The 17,154-nt window shown below is 58.7% G+C and carries 18 protein-coding genes; 13 read left to right on the top strand and 5 right to left on the bottom strand.

Annotated features, from left to right (window positions below; all coding sequences use genetic code 11):
• Together J7359_RS12555 and J7359_RS12550 are read left to right on the top strand one after the other, a co-directional pair.
• A partial coding sequence (locus J7359_RS12555) for a hypothetical protein (RefSeq protein ID WP_209057044.1) occupies positions 1-2,162 on the top strand: 2,162 nt, incomplete at its 5' end.
• Positions 2,163-2,248: 86 nt separating this feature from the next.
• Positions 2,249-2,824 (top strand): hypothetical protein, encoded by a 576-nt coding sequence (locus J7359_RS12550; protein WP_209057042.1) that lies wholly within the window; start codon positions 2,249-2,251, stop codon positions 2,822-2,824.
• Here J7359_RS12550 and J7359_RS12545 read toward each other — a convergent pair.
• Positions 2,821-3,084 carry a hypothetical protein gene (locus tag J7359_RS12545; RefSeq protein WP_209057040.1) on the bottom strand — a complete coding sequence of 88 codons (264 nt, stop codon included), beginning with the start codon at positions 3,082-3,084 and terminating at the stop codon, positions 2,821-2,823. The two genes, J7359_RS12550 and J7359_RS12545, sit on opposite strands and share 4 nt — an antisense overlap.
• A gap of 282 nt (positions 3,085-3,366) precedes the next feature.
• Between J7359_RS12545 and J7359_RS12540 the strand changes: the two genes are divergently transcribed.
• From J7359_RS12540 to J7359_RS12515, 6 genes are all read left to right on the top strand, one after another.
• On the top strand, positions 3,367-3,897 hold the full coding sequence (locus tag J7359_RS12540) for a lysozyme (RefSeq protein WP_209057039.1): 531 nt from the start codon (positions 3,367-3,369) through the stop codon (positions 3,895-3,897).
• A 12-nt stretch (positions 3,898-3,909) separates the two neighbouring features.
• Positions 3,910-4,263: a hypothetical protein gene (locus J7359_RS12535; RefSeq protein WP_209057038.1), complete on the top strand. Its 354-nt coding sequence runs from the start codon at positions 3,910-3,912 to the stop codon at positions 4,261-4,263.
• Positions 4,247-4,387 carry a hypothetical protein gene (locus J7359_RS12530; RefSeq protein ID WP_209057037.1) on the top strand — a complete coding sequence of 47 codons (141 nt, stop codon included), beginning with the start codon at positions 4,247-4,249 and terminating at the stop codon, positions 4,385-4,387. Before J7359_RS12535 ends, J7359_RS12530 begins: the two co-directional genes overlap by 17 nt.
• A 406-nt stretch (positions 4,388-4,793) precedes the next feature.
• A complete protein-coding gene (locus tag J7359_RS12525; RefSeq protein ID WP_209057036.1) occupies positions 4,794-6,026 on the top strand; it encodes a Hint domain-containing protein in 1,233 nt (410 codons plus the stop codon).
• An 89-nt stretch (positions 6,027-6,115) separates the two neighbouring features.
• Positions 6,116-6,739 (top strand): SOS response-associated peptidase, encoded by a 624-nt coding sequence (locus tag J7359_RS12520; protein WP_209057035.1) that lies wholly within the window; start codon positions 6,116-6,118, stop codon positions 6,737-6,739.
• A gap of 147 nt (positions 6,740-6,886) precedes the next feature.
• Positions 6,887-7,096: a hypothetical protein gene (locus tag J7359_RS12515; RefSeq protein ID WP_209057034.1), complete on the top strand. Its 210-nt coding sequence runs from the start codon at positions 6,887-6,889 to the stop codon at positions 7,094-7,096.
• Between the two features lie 199 nt (positions 7,097-7,295).
• Here the strand turns inward: J7359_RS12515 and J7359_RS12510 are convergent, their stop codons facing one another.
• The 4 genes from J7359_RS12510 to J7359_RS12495 all read right to left on the bottom strand — a co-directional run bounded on the left by J7359_RS12510 (position 7,296) and on the right by J7359_RS12495 (position 11,050).
• Complete coding sequence (locus J7359_RS12510; RefSeq protein WP_209057032.1) at positions 7,296-8,930, bottom strand: calcium-binding protein; 1,635 nt, start codon at positions 8,928-8,930, stop codon at positions 7,296-7,298.
• A 141-nt stretch (positions 8,931-9,071) separates the two neighbouring features.
• Positions 9,072-9,473, bottom strand: coding sequence for a hypothetical protein (locus J7359_RS12505; RefSeq protein ID WP_209057031.1), 402 nt, complete (start codon positions 9,471-9,473; stop codon positions 9,072-9,074).
• Positions 9,474-9,837: 364 nt separating this feature from the next.
• A complete protein-coding gene (locus J7359_RS12500; RefSeq protein ID WP_209057030.1) occupies positions 9,838-10,119 on the bottom strand; it encodes a hypothetical protein in 282 nt (93 codons plus the stop codon).
• Between the two features lie 676 nt (positions 10,120-10,795).
• Positions 10,796-11,050 carry a hypothetical protein gene (locus J7359_RS12495; protein ID WP_209057029.1) on the bottom strand — a complete coding sequence of 85 codons (255 nt, stop codon included), beginning with the start codon at positions 11,048-11,050 and terminating at the stop codon, positions 10,796-10,798.
• Positions 11,051-11,316: 266 nt separating this feature from the next.
• Here J7359_RS12495 and J7359_RS12490 point away from each other — a divergent pair, with 266 nt between their 5' ends.
• From J7359_RS12490 to J7359_RS12470, 5 genes are all read left to right on the top strand, one after another.
• The gene (locus J7359_RS12490; protein WP_209057028.1) at positions 11,317-12,435 is read left to right on the top strand and encodes a hypothetical protein; all 1,119 of its coding nucleotides are present in this window, start codon (positions 11,317-11,319) and stop codon (positions 12,433-12,435) included.
• Positions 12,436-13,328: 893 nt separating this feature from the next.
• Entirely contained in the window at positions 13,329-13,712 is a 384-nt protein-coding gene (locus J7359_RS12485) for a hypothetical protein (RefSeq protein WP_247740367.1), read from the top strand.
• Between the two features lie 628 nt (positions 13,713-14,340).
• Positions 14,341-14,688, top strand: a complete 348-nt coding sequence (locus tag J7359_RS12480) for a DUF305 domain-containing protein (protein ID WP_209057026.1) — start codon at positions 14,341-14,343, stop codon at positions 14,686-14,688.
• A gap of 494 nt (positions 14,689-15,182) precedes the next feature.
• Entirely contained in the window at positions 15,183-15,821 is a 639-nt protein-coding gene (locus tag J7359_RS12475; RefSeq protein WP_209057025.1) for a hypothetical protein, read from the top strand.
• Positions 15,822-16,023: 202 nt separating this feature from the next.
• On the top strand, positions 16,024-16,692 hold the full coding sequence (locus J7359_RS12470) for a DUF1236 domain-containing protein (protein ID WP_209057023.1): 669 nt from the start codon (positions 16,024-16,026) through the stop codon (positions 16,690-16,692).
• The last annotated feature ends 462 nt before the right edge of the window (positions 16,693-17,154 follow it).

Below are 17,154 nucleotides of genomic sequence, written 5' to 3'. Positions count from 1 at the left end.
ATGCCGAGTTCAGCGAGTTGAGCTACACGCCCCCGATCACCGGCGCGAACCGCGTCGTCTCCGTCACCGAGACCGCCGCGAATGCCGCTGGCACGAGGACCGAGACGGTCACGGTGACGGTCCAGCGCATTCCGGTCGCACCTTCGGTGGACACTCACGTGTCCCTGTCTCCGGCCAGCCCGGCGCAAGGCGAGACGATCTCGATCACGCCGCCGACCTGGACGGGCGACACGCCGCTGACAATCACCTTCACGGCCACGCTCGATGGCAACGACGTGGCTGGTTCGGTTTCGGTCACCGGCAGCCTCTACGAATACACGCCGGCGGTAACCGGTGAGTTCATCATCACGTTCTCAGCCACGAACGCTGCGGGCGGCCCGGCCGTCTCCAGCGCCAGCGTCGCGGTCAGTGCCTTCGTGCTGAACAACACAGGCCTGAACCCCGCTACGGCCAACATCATGATCGAGGGTGAAAGCCAGGCTTGTTCGTGGCTCTATGACACATGGGCGGTCGACGAGGATCCCGCGCGACCCTCGCATGAGTGGTCGCAGGTTTTCCGGTCGGCCTATAGCGGCTCGCATTTCGGGCCGGTCACGGGTGGCGCGGGGTCGCTGCCGGGCGGATTGCCCGGAATCGGAAATGGTTGCATCCTCGGGCCCGGCAACGGCACCGAAAGCAACTGGCTTACTGGTTCGTTTCCGGCCGGCAACAGCCCCCGGAGCGACCTGGCCAGCTTTCAGGCGCTGGTGATCTGGGAGCGGGCCGGCGGCGGTCATTCCGGCACGCTCGCCGATCCGTTCGGCTGGCAGGACCTCGGTCACCTGCAAGGTGCGGCGAGCGATTTTCGCGGTGAGTGGTACTTCGCCGAGCGCGCCGCGCAGAACGGTATCAAGAGCATCTTTCTCGCCGGTCCGCGCCAGGCGATGATCGACGACGGTGCGACGCCCGTCAGCGGGGTCCGTTCCGAATGGCGCGACATCCAATTATTGTCCGATGCTCGGGTCCGCGCGCGGCAGCAGTATCTGCAGCACAAGCTTCGGGGCGCAGGTTATACCGACGTATCGGTGTTCGTCATTCCATTCCATCTGCTTGAACTGAAGCTGCATGACGACGTCATGAATGACGATCCCGCCAAGCCTGCAACGATCACCAGTTATTACGATTACCATTCGGAGGATGCCGGATGGACAAATAACAACGGTCACCACGCCTACATGCACTCGCGGCTCGGCAGTTACGCGGATTGGTGTCTCGCCTACTCGGTTCTGTTCGCGACCACGCCGGTCGGCATATCGAATGCGGCGACGGGTCATTCCATCGCCTCGGACGAGGCGGCCTATCTTCAGCAACTCGCCTGGGATTTGGCGCAGGATTACTACCCGACCGGCCTCGGCGGCACGACGGGTGAAGAGGTGGTCTGGGAGCCTTATGCAAACGAGTTGCTTCCGGCGCTTCTGCCAGCAGCTTCGACCAGCTTCGAGGTGCCGACGGCCGACAAGTTCACCGACCTGGCCGGCACGGTGTCGGCGGGCGACGGCGATCCGGTTGGCAATGTGGCAGGTTATCAGGCAGCGGCGACCGGGGCCCGGCCACTCCTGTCCGACGATCATCTTGTGATGACCGACGATCCGATTTCGGCCACGATGAGCCCGTTCAGCCCGAACTACGGAATGCTTTTGGTCGCGCTGAACGATGCGATGACCGATCCTGAAACGATCTTCCGTGCCGCTGACGGAGGAACGGTCTTTGATCTGCAGGTCGATGCCGACAACGAGTTTCTGGGCTCGATCGTCGCGATCACCAATGACGGGAACTACACCTATACAGGGATTCCCCTGGCATATTTCGATGGCCGGTTGCTGATGATTGAATGGGAGTTGAAGCCCAGTGGGCAGAATACGCTCCTGAAGGTCACCGACGTATCCGAAGAGGTGACGAACACCAAATTCTATCGGCAGCTGCACGATGGCAACGCGCTCAGCGGGACAAAGTCGACCTATACGATCGGCGGGCCGGCGAACGGCGCGGAATCCACCGAGATGAGCCTTTACGCCTGTGTGGTCAGCAGCGCCGCGCCTGCCAACAAAGATAGGCTGAAGGTCTATGCCCGTCTGGAAAGCGTGTTGGGCGGGCCGCTGTGGTTTCCCGAAGCGTATGGGTGATCTGCGAACACTCCGGCACTCCAGGGGCAGCGTCCTGCCGTCCCGCACCTCGGACCAGCGAAACTCCTCAGCCTGAAAGGAAAACCATGGCAGAGAAGGAACACCCGTTCTGGTCGTTCGTGGCGGACGAAGCGAAAAAATGGGCGACACGTGTCGCCTTTGCCGGGTTCGCCGCCTCGCTGGTCCTGGTGTTCACGCCCACCACGGATCGGCTGGCAGCGATCTGGACCAGCCCCGAGAAGCTGACCGAGATCGCGCAGAAGCTGGACGTGCTGACCCAGGAGGTGAAGCGCGCCAACGGCGAGGACCGCGTGATCAACGAGGCGCCGGGGTTCAGCTATGTGAAGGAGCCGGTCTATCTGGGCGATGCCATCACGCTGAACATGGTGGTGAAGCGCACGCGGACCGGGGCAGGGTGCACGCTGCTGACCCGGACCGCACTGTTCACCGATGAGACGAACATCCCGTCCGCCGGAGGCTCTCAGAAGCCCGCGCGGCAGGTCGGCACCACAGAGACGCCGATGCGGCTGGTCCTCGACGTTCCGCCGCAGGTCAGGCCGGGCAGGGTGACGGTCTATCTGTCGCTGGAATTCGAGTGTGGCGACAAGCGCGTGTTCGATCGGACCAGGCCGGTCCCGTTCATGCTGCTGCCGCGACCCTAATCAGATCCTGACCTGTCGCAACCCAGCCGCGAGCCGCGCATGGCTTCCATCTTAGGTCTCGGCCAATGCAAATCCAGCCAAGCCGACTCTGACGGGCACGCCTCGTCAGTACGGCGAGCTGTCCCTGGTTCCTGATCCAGCTCCGCGACCAGCGCCTCAAAGCGGGCGTCGATCTCTTGTTCTGACAGCCGGTCCGTGTCCTGTCCCTCCATCCGCATGTAATCCGGGTCGTGCAGCTCTGCCACAAATTTCTGGCCCATTTCCCCCTCCATGCGCTTGGAAACCTTAGTTTATCACGGCCAACTGAACTGCGCGACTTAGCAAAAGCGAAAATGGCAGAAATCTGCCGAACACGTTCAACCAGAAATGGTGCCTTGTGATCCAGGACGGGCCTTCTTGGGAGCTTCGGCCGCACGGTCGCCGCCTGGCGCGGGGCTTTTCTAGAGCCCAAACCGGAGCGCCCTGAGAGACAGCGCCGTAGGCCGCAATTTCAATCCTAACCAGCCCCGCCTCGCGCGGGGCTTTTTCATGGAGAGATGACGATGACGCAGTTTCTTGCCGCGCTTGGCGCGTGGTTCAAATCGATGTTCTCGACCAGGAAGCGCGCGGCCACGACGGCCGGTGCAGCCGCTGTCCTCGCCGCCGCCGCGGCGTTCGTGGGGCCTTGGGAAGGGGAGCGCACGGAAGCCTATCTCGATCGGATCGCCAGCCCGCCGGTCTGGACGGTTTGCTACGGCGAGACCCGCGGCGTGAAGCCGGGGGACAGATACACCTCGGCCGAGTGCAGCAAGATGCTGATGGCCGCCTTGGGCGAGTATCGCGATCAGCTGTCGCGCTGCGTGCCGGCGCTGCCGCAGCAGCCCCAGGGCGTGCAGGTCGCGCTGACCAGCTGGACCTACAATGTCGGGGCAGGGGCCGCGTGCGGCTCGACCCTCGCGCGGCTGGCTAACGCGGGCGACTGGCGCGGGGCGTGCAACCAGCTGCCCCGCTGGAACAAGGCCGGCGGAAAGGTCGTGCGCGGCCTGACCAACCGCCGCGCCGCCGAGCAGAAGCTCTGCCTGTCCGATCTGTAAGGAGTTGACCTGATGTTCCGTATCATTCGAGAGATCTCGGCCACGGTGAAGATGGCCAACGACATCGCCGCCCAAGCGGGCGACGGGCCCCGCTGGACGCTGTTCCTGACCAACCGCAGCTTCATCGCCCAGGTCGTGGCGCTGATCTTCGCCCTCTTGGCGATCTTCGGTGTCTTCCTGCCGATCGACGCGGCTGACGTGGCCGAGATCATCGGCTTGGTCGGTTACATGCTGGCGCAGGGCTGGTCGCTGTGGGAGCGGCTGCGCGGCAAGACCCGCGCGGTTTGGAACGGCGACCAGGCGCGCAAGGCCGTCCAGGAGGCCGACGCCCTCAGCAAGGCGCTGCGCGATGCAGGGGCGCGGTGAGGCAGCGCAAGATCAGGCCAAACTGGTGGAAGCTGATCGGCCGAAAGCGCGCAGGCAGGATCCGGTTTTGGTCATCGACAAGACCGGTTTGCGGCTCCTGATCGAAGCAGTGCCTGATCGCTGACCTCGAGCGGGAATAGGTGAGGATCATGAATGCCGGGGACGCAGATGTGACCTTGGCCATTCTCCTGTGCGGTGACGATCAATTTATGCCGAACGGCGAAAACGATGAATGAAGACCGTATCATTCCGGGCAAGGAGTTGGTGCATCTTATTCGGCGAATGACTGAGGGACTCGATTCTCAGGCTATTTGCCTGAATTTAGAGCTGTTTCAACGTCCGCAGCTAGCTGTCGCTTTACAACCTCTGGTTTGCGCGCCAAGGTGAACGATACAGTTTGGTTGAGTCGTCAGTTCAAGTATCGCGGCGGTTCAAGTGCAGCGTGCCCGCAGAAAATCGTTGGTCCCTCTCCCTGCTAACCTGATCGATCCTTGCTCCGCATTCGGGGTGGTCTGCAAGAAGGTTATGTCATGACCTATGTCACGCAAATTCCCGCCTCTCTGATCAACGTCGGTGTCGATGGTAATTTGACCTATGTTCCAAATACATCGTTGCTGAATGCGTTCGATATATCGCAGGAATTCCAGCAGTATGATGTAGATGCGACCAGCGGAACGACACTGAGCAATGGAGATGACATCGCGACGGTGGACGCTGATGGCAATACACTCGCTTCGGGCACGTATCTCGGCTCCGCAGAGATAAGCAATGCTGCCGTATCGGTGGGTATACCCCTCCTGGCATCAGTGTCTCTGCAGGTGAACCCGATTTCCGGCCAGATCTTTGAAGGCGACGACAGCGAATTCTATTTCATCTCGGACGAACCGGTCGACGATGACCACCTGCAGGTCACGGCCTCGATAACCGTAGCCGGAATTCCGGTCTCGGTCACAGGCCCGATTTCTGGAATCACCGAGCAACTTGCGCAAGCCGTCGAGGATAATGTTCCCCTCCTTGGCGGCACGGCTGCAACCACAATCAGGGGCACCGCCGATCTTCTGCAAACCACCGCGAACACCGCCATCGTGACGCTGGAACATGATGATGCTGGTACATTGGCGCTGGAGGATGACGAGGTGGTGCCCTGCTTCGTTCGAGGCACCCTGATTGAGACGGAGACGGGCAGCGTGGCTGTCGAGGATCTCAGGCTTGACGTTATGGTCGTGACCAGGGATCATGGTCTACAGGCAATTCGCTGGATCGGTTGTGCTCGGCTTGACGCCAAATCCCTGCGCAAGAAGGCGAAACTCTATCCGATCAGGATCCGCGCGGGCGCACTGGGTGAGAACACGCCGGCGTACGACCTTACTGTATCGCCACAACATCGAATCCTGGTTCGCTCGAAGGTAGCGGTGCGCATGTTCGGTGCAGACGAAATTCTGGTCGCCGCCAAGCAACTTCTGACGATCGACGGCATCGACGTTGTCGACGATATCGACGAGGTCGAGTACTTTCATTTCCTCTGTGATAAGCATGAAGTAGTATATTCCAACGGTGCGGCAACTGAGACCATGCATACGGGTGAGCAGGCCCTGAACGCCGTTGGTGCAGCCGCGCGCGAAGAGATATTTTCGATTTTCCCACAGCTCAGAGATCGGGACGTTCTTCGGGAAACCGCACGCATCATTCCCTCCGGAAAACGCGCCAGAAAGCTTGTATCACGGCACGTTCAGAATGGGCGCGAGCTGTTCGGATCGTTCTAACTCTTCCCGATAGGTGTCCGGTCAATTAAGGCCGAGCCGCCTCGCTACATCTAGCGGGACGCTGGCAGGAGTGGTGCTATGCTGCGGCCATGTGTGGACGATTCGTAGATCCGAACCTTCGCGGGACCGAGCATGACTTCTCGGAGTTGAAGATCAATCCGATCCCGCGCAGATTCAACGTGAAGCCGACGCAGGACGTCCTGACGATCGATTCCTCCGGAGTCGGCGAGCATGCGCGCTGGTGGCTGATCCCGTCATGGTTCAAGGGCGACAACCCCAAGGAATGGAAAGCGACGACCTTCAACGCCCGGATCGAGGACGCAGCCAGCAAGCCGACATTCCGCGGGTCCTGGAAGTATGGACGCTGCCTGATACCGGCCGCGGGATACTACGAATGGACCGGCGAGAAGGGCAGCAAGCAGCCGCATTTCATCCAGTCGGCCGGCAACGAGGAGGTGCTTTGGTTCGCGGGCCTGTCCTCGCGCTGGCATGACACGCTGACCTGCACGATCGTGACCCGTCCGGCCAATGATACAGTCGACAGCGTCCACACGCGGATGCCGGTGATCCTGAACTTGGATGAGCGCGACGCCTGGCTGAACGGCGCCAGCGATCCGGAAATCGGTGCAGGTGCCAATCTCCGGCATCATACCGTTGCGCCATTCGGGATCCGCGACGATGGACCAGAGCTGATCGAGGCAGCGGAGGCGTGACCGACAGTCGCAGCGAAATCACGAACGCACCGTTTGCCGCCGGGTCGATCACTAAGAATGCATTGAGTCGAAGCGGCGCCGCTATAACTCCTGCAATTAACCCAATATTAACCAGTCACGTGCACCATATTGCCAAGGAGGTGCAGGATGGAGAGATACTCGGATCATACGAAGGTCGCTCAGCAACTCGCGGTCGAAGCGCGGATTGCTTCTTCATGCGTGACCATTGCTCGTCGCGGCAAGTTCACCGCAGACGAGCGGACGGACATCGAACGGCGCCTGTTCAAAATCAGGCGGGATCATGATCGCGTTCTTGCGATACTTGCGATTGTGCGCGAGCCACTATCCGAACAGTAAATTGATGTCGTTGCGCCCGCAGATAGCCGCCCAAGATCTGTTCTGTGCATGTCTGCGCGGATGCGTGATCGTGGCGGCGTGGTCCCTCGCCATAACGCTTATTATTCTGCCGGCCGCGCTTTTCCTGTGGAACGCGCTGGTATCCGTTTCTTTCCTGTTTTGAGTCGAATGGATCCGGATACCGGACCTTGACGCCAGGCTACATCAGGATGTCCGCCTCGCGGAGGTCAGACTCGTTCAGAAACTTGATCGCAAAGTCGGCGCTGCGATCGCCAGTAACGTCTCCACGGAGAATAACGTCGTCCTGATGTCGAACGACCCAGACCGAGTGTGCGGCAGGACCGCTGTCACTGAAGTCGAATGCCTGGTTTCCGCGACGCGACACGTTGGCGTCGATGACGTGAAGGTCAAGCGTATCGATGCCCTGCTGGAAATCGATGATCGTCTCTATCGTCCTGCCAGTCGGGGCGTCGCGAGGAGAGTGGAAGATGAACGTGTCTGCACCAGGGCCGCCGCGCAGCAAATCGACGCCCTCTCCCCCAAGAATCAGGTCTCGACCCCATCCCCCCGTCAAACTGTCTGCGCCAGTGCCGGCTGCCAAGCGGTCGTGACCCGAACCGCCGACAAGAAGGTCATTGTGGCTGCCGCCGCGCAGGATATCGTTTCCGAAGTCGCCATAGAGTTTGTCGTGCCCTTCCGATCCGACGATGGTGTCGTTTCCGGGGCCGCCAAACAGGCGATCGTTTCCGGCATTTCCGAATACCTTGTCATGTTCGGAGCCACCGAAAACAAGATCCCAGCCGATGCCACCGTGGATCGTATCGTTGTCCAGGCCACCCGAAATCGTGTCGTTGCCTGCACCGCCATAGATCAGGTCGTGCGATTTGTTCCCGTTGATGATGTCATTTCCGGATTGACCGTAGATCACGTCGTTGCCGAAGAAGCCGTCTATCGTGTCGTTCCCAGCGCCACCGTTGATCGAGTCGTCACCGCGGTTTGCCCAGATATAGTCGCCCCCCTGACCACCACGGATCAGGTTGTCCACATTCTGCGCGCCAAGGATGAAATCTGCTCCGCCTGTGCCTTCCACGAGTTTCGAAGAGGCCGATATGCGGTTTCGATCACCGGGAACATCCGCGAAGTATTTTTCTGGAACAGCGTTTACCGGATCGTCGTATCTTACCGTCGCGGACTGAGGGACATGTTTCGCCCATTGCCGCGGCCAGTCGATAAAATGATCTTCCTGCAACTCGTCTGCGTTCTTGCCGTCTGCCGCCACCGTAGCCGAGCGGTGACGCGCCCCATCAAGCGAATACAGAATACGCTCGTCGATCAGAAGCCATTGCTGCCCGTTCAGGGCCACCACACGGACATTCTCGGGTGGATCATACAAATCGACCAGCTGACCATCGACCCATATCGTGTCGCGGCTGGGGTCAAAATCGTCGATGCGACCAATCACGCGTTGGTTTGAGCCGCCGACACCGACGAACTCGAACCGATCACTGCCTTGACCTCCGAAGACATGGTGACCGAAGCGGTAGGTCGCGTCGTCAGAATTGAACCGACCCATATGAAGTTTGAAAACATCATTCCCGAACCCTCCCATGATGTGGGTCTGATATCGGTGAGGCGTTGGCCCTCCAAAACCGTAGCCATGGATGATGTCGTCTCCGTCGCCGCCGCTCACCATACCGCCAAGCCGGCCGGCGTGTATCAGATCGTCGCCACCCAGCCCGTGCAGCATGTCGACCCCCCAATGGCCATCCAGCCGATCAGAGGCGGCAGTTCCCATCAGGTGATCGTTCCCGTGTGTTCCATAGACATTCGCCATCAGTGCCGTCCTCGTTCGTTGCCAAGAGCGCGCATATTCTGAGAGTGCGCACACCTCTTCTAGGCCGCAAAATCGAATGCATTTTGCGGATCGATATCGTCGAAATTTTACGAAGATGAAATTACGCTGAGATTAATTGTGCTAAAGATACTCTGGTGGCCGTGACGACATCGGCGGACCAAGATGGCTGTCCAGCGCGTATGTTAGCCAGGCCGGTGAAGCCAGAATGAGAACGAAACCCAAAAAGGCCGCTGAAGTCGAAACAGATCCAAGTAGGACTAGAATAAGCGAGCCAAATCCAACGCCAGCAACGATGCAGGATTGGAACAGGATCATATGGAAACGGAACGAGATTGATTGCGCCCACCACCATTGAGACACCACACTGCACATAATTTGCAGTGACGCCGTCAGGATCAATGCTGTGGTCCCCGTCGCCCAATATGACAGGAAGATCATGCCCACACCAAGATCGGCAAGCCAGGCAATGAGTGCACCCAGCGCACCCGCGACGACAGAGGAGACTAAGCAGGCGGCCAGCATTTCAGCGAAAATCCGTAAACCGTTGGTTGGGTTCAGGCCCGAGGCGACGGCCACTAGCAAGCTAGGTGGAGCATCGCTCGACAAACGGAGATCGAACAGATTGGTTCCCTAAAACAACTGCGGGTAGAGATGTGCCACCGTGCTGTTGCTCAAAAAGCACGCCTTGAATGAAAAGCATGCCGGCCTACTGAATTCCTTTCGATTCCGTGATGATAGCTAATTTCTTGGCGCTACGTCCGCCTGTCCAGGCCGGAAGCAACCGTGGACATCACTTGCGGTATCCTGCGGAAGCGCGACATGGTTGAGTGACCTGCACGCTGAAGATGAATAGCGTCTTGGGGCGGACTGCTCTGAAACCCGCGCGCTACATCGTTGACGGAAGGTTCGGGGTGCGCCCGGCCTCGGCCTGATTGAGGCGCATCGGCAGAATTTGCCCGCCGCCGCTCGGTGCCGCTCTTCTGTTGCTGACGTTCCTCGTCAAGACTTGATTCCTCAGGTCTTCGAGTTCCGATATGTGCTGAGAAATCCTGAACTCGATATCTGAAGAGCTTTCCTGATCCAGGTCGAACTGATCGGCATGTGCCCGACACAACATGACGGTGACGTGGGCAGCGGTCAGATATTCGTTCAGTGTATCGAAGTTCATTGTCCGGCGCATTGGGTTTCCTTATGCGAATGTGGCTGGTGCGCGAATCACACTGAAAACGTGCCATGGCTTAGTTACCCAAATCCTAATATGCTGTGCGTTGCTGCATCGAACGGAGAGATCATGCGGCTTACACATCAACGTCGAACGGTGCTGTCATTGCCCCCAGGCACCGAGGCAAAAAAAATCGAAATTAACTCGATGTTAAAGATTTCTTGTCATTTAATTAACAATGCCGCTGTAGCGTTATCCTTGATCGCGATCCAATAAACTTATCAACTTGCTGAAGCTGAAATCGGATAATTAAGCGTTCTCCTCCGCGCAATTGCGGGGGAGGCGCTTGCATCCTGTCATGGTGTGACCGATAGCGGGCAAGGTCGGCACGTCAGTCGTGCCCCTGGCGCAGAATGCAAACTTCGCAGCAGAGACCCCGGTGCATGCTGATGGTCCTGCGGGCTGAAGGTATGGTTGCATAAACTGCAAATACCGGGTTACATTTGTCTGCGCTTTTGCGTCACGATGCCGCACTGCCAAGCGGCTGGATGGGAACCTGGGCGGCCTACAAGCAGACGACGCCCAGGTTCTATTCTCCACCGGTGCGCCAATAGTGAGCGCGTGCGCATAGGGTGCGCTGGCTCACTGACACTTGATCTCGTCTGAGCCGGCCATAAGACTCTCATCCGTCGAGCAATGTGGATCGGATCTCGGTCTTGATGGATTCAGGAACGACTCTTCCCGCTCGGCGTAACTGGAGGCCCTGTTGTATCGCCAGTTCAAGGCGCTCGATCCGCTCCTCTGGCCAGGCTGCGGCGTTTCTGTCGATGAAGATCTGCAACTTTGCTAGGAACCTGATCAGCGTGGCCTTGTCCGCTGAGGCACCATTCAAGATGGTCATGATTTCGCGGTGGATAAGACTGCGATCTTCTTCCATGGTCTGCTCCCGACTTGCAGGGTGCAAGCAACGATGTGGCATGCACCTTGTCAATCAGTTGCGCAGGTGGTTCCCGCGACGCTTCGTCGATCCAACCTAGTTAGGCAAGAGGGGCGCGCCACACCCCGCGTTGGGGGGGGCGTTGGGCGGGATGCGGACATTCGCCCCAGGTCGGACGAAGGTCAACTCAGGGGGACAGAACGGACTTTCGCTGCGACTTGCGCAAAGGTCTGCTTCATTACAGTATCGCCGAATGGGACCACCGTATGACAGAGCGCGAACCGATACGAGTCTATCTCGATTCCCAGGACTTCATCTCTCTCTCGGCGCGGCCCCTTTCCGAGCGTAAGGCGGCGCTCTTCGAAGAGCTCGTTAGCCTCCGGCTTAATGGCGTGGCCGAGTTCGGGGTATCTCTCTTCCACGTCGTCGAGGTGCTAAACCCCGACAGCGAGGGCTTCGAAAACTACCAGCGCCATTGCGGCGAGGTGATCCATGCGCTTACAGGCGGCGCCGCGTTCCCCCATGTGGGCGACATTATAAGCGGAGCTGTGTTCCCAAACGATGGGATGTGGGCACCTGCATCAAGCTTGGAGCGCATAAAGGCGCTAATCGACGCCAAATCCATCAAGCGTATGGTTGGAGACGCACTTCAGGATCGGGCGCCGCTTTCTCGTCAGCAGCGGCGGATGATTGCGAATCCGAATACGCTCGCCCGCCTCATGGCGAACACGGTGTTCGACCTGCCGCCCGAGCTAGCGATGATCGGCATGACAAAGTCGGAATTCTGCGCCCTTGTTCGCGATCCACCACGTGGGCGACGGGCGTTCCATTCGAAGCTCATGCGCTTCTTCACCGACCCACGGCACTACTGCACCGCAGTCGCGTCCGTCCGGCGCGGCGAGAACCCGTTGCGCCGGATCTTGGACGAGAACCTCGCGGAGCCCCGCGCGAAGCTCAACGCACTCGTGGCCAGAATCCGCCTCAAGCGTGCGCGGGACGAAGGAATACGACTCGTCCATGAGGCCGCCGTCACCCAGGCTGTGCGGACCTACGGCGAGACCTCCGATGAGGCGGGACGTGCTCGGGGTGAGCATGCCGCGTTCGAGCGCGAGGCCAAGCGCGTGTCCCGCTCGTCATGGTCTCATGCGAGCGGTCCCCGGTTCGATTACATCCGCGCCTATTGTGAAGCTCTGTTCCGTATGGAGCGCGATCCATTGCCGTCAGAGGCGGTGGACCTTTGTCACCTCGCCTACCATCCGGACGTGGACCTCATCCGCGTTGATGGACGGATTTTTGACATGATGCGGGGGTTCATACCGCTTGAGGGCAAGATGGTCGCGAAGCTAATGGAGCTGCCGGATGCGATCCGACGCGCGTCGCAATGACTGCACTTCTCTGGGATGGCCGAGTGAAACGGTCGCGCCGTTTCACATTGGCTAGTCGTAGCATTTGAAACGTCAGCAGGTGCGGGTCTAGATCTGATTTGAATCCCATGCAGCAGTATCCGTCGAACCCGCCGTTCGCGAGCGCCGCAGCATCGATCAACAAGGGCCGTCCTTTCATCGCCGGGCGTGCCAGATAGTGCCGATGCCGCCCCTCATCCGAGGTCGGCAGTGAGCGCAATCTACCACACATTTGCCGAACCGCCGCTGCAGTTGCATTCGTTAGCTGCCAATCCAGGCAAACCCGCCCACCCCTTGTTTGGCGGCGCGTCTCCTGTAGCGCCGCCCGCCCTTCCGATCCCTACATGTCGGTCAGCACATAAACTGACCCGCATCCCTTAAATTGCACGGTTGCGCCCTTACGCATTGCTTCGGCAAAGGAGTTGCAGGATTTCGTCGGGTTCGTGAACGTTCGCCGATCATCGCCGTTGACGTCGCTAACCTCTGCTTGTTGCTGGAATATGTCGTCAGCATGATCTCTGCTGTTGAGTTGAGAAGCTGGCAAAGGAGTCCGCGCGGGCTTATTTCACGGCCTTGTCAGGCACAGGTAATTTTACCTAGCAACTGCCTCGCAACCCCCGCGTTCATTCTGTGTCCCACGACGCACAACACTGGGACAGTGGTTGCGAGTGATGCCCCGACTGGTCCGGCAGTCGGGGCGTTTGCATTCATTCAGGCCAATGTCGGCAGAGTTCTCATCAGGCGAAAAAGTGCTGGTCCGCCAGATGTGATGCATCCTTCGCCCGCCTCATGGGTTATGGATGCGCAGGATACAGAGACGGAGCGAAGCCATGAACATTCATCGGCATCTGACAACCGCGGCAATTGTCGTGGCGATGGGAACGGCGCTTCCCGCCTTTGCCGATCCAGGCAAAGGCAAGGGAAAGGGTAATGGCAAGCACGCGGGACCTCAGCATGTCATCAAGCACAACGGCAAGCGGCACGGGGATTCCCGATACGTCGCTGATTGCCCGCCGGGACTTGCCAAGAAAAACCCGCCTTGCGTCCCGCCCGGTCAGGCGCGGAAAGGCAACTATCCGGTCATCGGCGATATTCTACGTGTGGGTGACTATCGGATCATTCGCGATCCTCGCCGTCATGACCTGGAGTATCGCAGGGGCTGGGACTATTACCGCGATGACAATCACATCTATCGCGTAGACAGCGGCACGCGCAAAATTCTGGCGGTCCTCAATCTCGTGGATGCCTTCACGAACTGACGCCGGGCATCCTGGCCAGCCGCGCGACCGTCAGCCGCTTACAATACGGGCGCTTGGGCCTGATTTCTTCCAGCAGCCGGTCCAACCTCCTGGCCCTCGAATCCTGCGCACAGCTGACAAAGCAGGAAACGCCTGTCGCGTTTACTGCAAACGGCAGGAAAGTTCTGTCTTGGCCTCAACCAACTAGTTCCACTCCGCCGCTTGACGCCGCTGCATCACCGCATTGAGTCCATTGCCGCCGGTCGGCACATCATCGTGATCTGCAAATCAGGCAACCTCTGATAGATGATCTCGCCATGAGAACGGTCGTCGCCCTTATATTGATCGTCCTGACCAGCTTTGGCGGGCCGACTACTGTTGCAGCGGCCTGCTACCCGCACACGCAGGCGATAAGCACCGGGTTGGATCACAGCCGACACGGTGAAACATCTGATACAATTTGCGCCAGTCATATCTGTTGCGCAGTCGTGCTTGCTCGAACGCAGGCCGCAGCAGACCAGATTCCGATGGTTCTTTCGCACGTCCCCGTCCCGAAGAACCTGCCTTCCACCGACGTCAAGCCACCATTTCGACCACCGATTGCCACCCTCTCCGTATAAATCCATCATTCCCGATACAGAGAGAAAACATGAACATCCTGAAACCCTTGGCAGCCCTCGTTTTGATGGGAGGCAGCGCACTCGCACAAGACCAATCCGGCCATACAATGGGCGCTATGCCCGGCCATATGGCGGCGATGGACAAGATGATGACCTCCATGAACGAGATGGAAACCACCGGCAACGCCGATGCGGATTTCCTGATCATGATGATCCCGCATCACCAGTCTGCCATCGATATGGCCGAAGTTGAGCTGGAACATGGTTCGGATGCCGAAACGCGAGAAATGGCGCGGCAGATTATCGATGCGCAGAAAGGCGAGATCGCCGACATGAGAGCGATGCTGCAACGCATGGGCGTCGAAGCGCCCGAATGACCTACTGGACGGAGCCTGCAATGCGGGCTCCGTTTTACCCATGATGCTTCCTTACTCAGCCAGAAAAGGCAGCTTCGTCCGCGCAATCGACCCCTGGCTGTCCAAAATGCTGCGGGATGGACGAATGGCCGGTCTGGTGAAGCTGCGGCGCGGCGTCTGATCTCAAAACCGAGGTCAGCTCTGGGTCGCCGAGCTTCGGCGGGATTGCGTATGTGACCAGCTCCAAACGCAACTCTGCCGCATAACTGCTTCAAGCCCACTCTTGCAATGCGGTGAAGGCCACGAGTGGCAGCAACGCGCAGCGACAGGACCATAGCTCCACGTGGATATCCATGGTTGTTGAGCGGACCACGATTTCTGTTGCTCCACTACGTCCTTCGTTTCATTTGCGCAGACATTATCTTGCCAGCCATGTTGCCCAACTTTAGGCTATTGAGAAGCGCGTCTTTGTTGGTTCCCGTTTTTTCGTTGTTTTCGCGCCAGCGGGCAACTGGATGGACCATTACATGCATGATCAAGCGGTTGCGCCGGCAAGGCTTTATGACGAGGCGGTTGAGGCAGTCACAGCTTTCATGTCGGAATCGCCTCACCCGCCGGCCCTGAGCAAAGTCGAGGAACGACTTGAGATTCCGGACGGCTCGCTTTCCGGGCTGTTCGCGGATGATCGACAGCTCTTGGTCGCAATGGCTGAACGGGCGATTGCGCTGCTGCACGATCAGTGCGTCAGAACCGTTGTAAAGGTCGACCAGCAGGATCCTGTCGCTCAGTTCGAGGCGCTGGCCGACGCCTATATTGAGTGGGCCTATCACTTCCCTCGGGAATTTCGCATCATCGGGTCGATGCCGGCCAGTCAATTCGAGCTGAATGGGCAGCTCATGCAATATGAAAAGGCGTTGCACGAGTTGATGCTGCGGATGCTGGTTCGAGCTCAAGAGTGCGGTGCTCTTGACCCGGACGAGAACCTGCCGCTGATGGTCGCCATGGCTCACACCTACGCCTATGGCATCGCAAGCAAGATGCTGCTCGGCGACTTGGCCAGGTGGTACCCGGGCCTGGACGACCTGACCGCGGCACGCGAGGCCCTCTATGCCTTCATCAGCAAGTTCTTCAGGTCCTCAGATCGTCGCGCATAATCATGCATCTGCAACTCGGTGAACCTGCTTTCGGAACGCTACGACGCTATTCGTAATGATACGGCCCATCAATTAAGATGCCTTCGCGAAATTCTTCATACAGACGTGACAACATAGGGAAGCGGGCTGCCAGACAGGGAACCGCCTGATCCGGCCGGAAGTTGTTCTGCCAGTCTGATAACGATCCATAGTGAGAACGACCATGAAGAAACTGGCTGTCAGTACTACCCTTGTTACCTTGATGATTTCGGGGACGGCATTCGCACAAACATCGGCGACTGTATCCACCGATCTAAACGTCCGGTCGGGACCCGGCGTCCAGCACGAGGTAGTCGGTGCCATCTCGACCGATGCAGATGTAGTGGTAGAGGGCTGCATCGAAAGTGCAAATTGGTGCAAGGTGAACTCTGGTGACCTTCAGGGCTGGGCCTACGGCGACTACCTGAATGTCAAGGCCGGAGATGAGGTGGTGTCCCTGTATCCCAACCGTGAAACGGTAGGCATCGCTGTTATCGAAGCACCGGCCGAAGAAAGCGGTTCTGGCCAAGACGTGGCCGTTGGGAGCGTTGGCGGCGCCGCGATGGGCGCGTTGATTGGTGGACCAGTCGGAGCCGTGGCAGGTGCAGCAATAGGGGGCACAAGTGCGTCGGTCGCCAATGTGGAGCCGGCCGAAGAAGTAACAACGTACGTCACTACCAACTCAGTCGATCCGGTTTACCTGGAAGGTGAAGTCGTCATAGGGGCTGGTGTCCCGGAGACCGTTACCATCTACGATATTCCCGAGCAGCCTGATTATCGATATGCCGAGATCAACGGGCAGACCGTTCTCATCAACCCTGAGAACCGCAATATCGTGTACATTTTCCGCTAAGTATTGCCGTCTATATTTGCTTTGCGCGTAGAGCGCGAGGCTCTTGCTCGGCGTTGATCGATTCTGTCAGATGTGGTCTAGACGCCGAGCTTCGCCTCACGTGATTCTTAGCCGACGAGCAATATTCAGAAAAACAAAGTCAAAGTGTGCATGCCGTTTGGAGGCCTCGGCGGATCGTCAACCTACCGCAGGGTTTCGGGCAAGCAATGGGGTTTTCAGAGTCTCGTTTTGTTCTAGTTTTGTCCTGTAAATAATTTAGGCCAAGTAGCTGCCGTCGCTGAATTTTCGCGAAAACCTAAATCTGGTGCGTCTGCCAATTTCGCCACACCCGCACATGCCGTCAACTGCCTGAAGGCAATTGAACTACGGCGCAATACCAGAACCGAAATCGGCAGGCGAGGGGAAAAATTCACAATTGGAGTCTACGATCATGTGCCGTACCGCGTTCCTCTGGACGCCAGG

The sequence above is a fragment of the Paracoccus sp. R12_2 genome (genome assembly GCF_017744015.1).
Lineage (GTDB): Bacteria > Pseudomonadota > Alphaproteobacteria > Rhodobacterales > Rhodobacteraceae > Paracoccus.
Note: the sequence above shows the minus strand (reverse complement) of the source record. Positions and strands in the feature narration are given on the sequence as shown.

Bases quoted from the DNA above. Each gene is read 5' to 3' on its own strand.
- J7359_RS12530 (WP_209057037.1), top strand. From the start codon at position 4,247: ATGCAGGGGCGCGGTGAGGCAGCGCAAGATCAGGCCAAACTGGTGGAA.
- J7359_RS12540 (WP_209057039.1), top strand. From the start codon at position 3,367: ATGACGCAGTTTCTTGCCGCGCTTGGCGCGTGGTTCAAATCGATGTTC.
- J7359_RS12495 (WP_209057029.1), bottom strand. From the start codon at position 11,050: ATGGAAGAAGATCGCAGTCTTATCCACCGCGAAATCATGACCATCTTG.
- J7359_RS12485 (WP_247740367.1), top strand. From the start codon at position 13,329: ATGGGAACGGCGCTTCCCGCCTTTGCCGATCCAGGCAAAGGCAAGGGA.
- J7359_RS12475 (WP_209057025.1), top strand. From the start codon at position 15,183: ATGGACCATTACATGCATGATCAAGCGGTTGCGCCGGCAAGGCTTTAT.
- J7359_RS12545 (WP_209057040.1), bottom strand. From the start codon at position 3,084: ATGGGCCAGAAATTTGTGGCAGAGCTGCACGACCCGGATTACATGCGG.
- J7359_RS12520 (WP_209057035.1), top strand. From the start codon at position 6,116: ATGTGTGGACGATTCGTAGATCCGAACCTTCGCGGGACCGAGCATGAC.
- J7359_RS12505 (WP_209057031.1), bottom strand. From the start codon at position 9,473: ATGCTGGCCGCCTGCTTAGTCTCCTCTGTCGTCGCGGGTGCGCTGGGT.
- J7359_RS12490 (WP_209057028.1), top strand. From the start codon at position 11,317: ATGACAGAGCGCGAACCGATACGAGTCTATCTCGATTCCCAGGACTTC.
- J7359_RS12525 (WP_209057036.1), top strand. From the start codon at position 4,794: ATGACCTATGTCACGCAAATTCCCGCCTCTCTGATCAACGTCGGTGTC.
- J7359_RS12510 (WP_209057032.1), bottom strand. From the start codon at position 8,930: ATGGCGAATGTCTATGGAACACACGGGAACGATCACCTGATGGGAACT.
- J7359_RS12535 (WP_209057038.1), top strand. From the start codon at position 3,910: ATGTTCCGTATCATTCGAGAGATCTCGGCCACGGTGAAGATGGCCAAC.
- J7359_RS12470 (WP_209057023.1), top strand. From the start codon at position 16,024: ATGAAGAAACTGGCTGTCAGTACTACCCTTGTTACCTTGATGATTTCG.
- J7359_RS12500 (WP_209057030.1), bottom strand. From the start codon at position 10,119: ATGAACTTCGATACACTGAACGAATATCTGACCGCTGCCCACGTCACC.
- J7359_RS12515 (WP_209057034.1), top strand. From the start codon at position 6,887: ATGGAGAGATACTCGGATCATACGAAGGTCGCTCAGCAACTCGCGGTC.
- J7359_RS12550 (WP_209057042.1), top strand. From the start codon at position 2,249: ATGGCAGAGAAGGAACACCCGTTCTGGTCGTTCGTGGCGGACGAAGCG.
- J7359_RS12480 (WP_209057026.1), top strand. From the start codon at position 14,341: ATGAACATCCTGAAACCCTTGGCAGCCCTCGTTTTGATGGGAGGCAGC.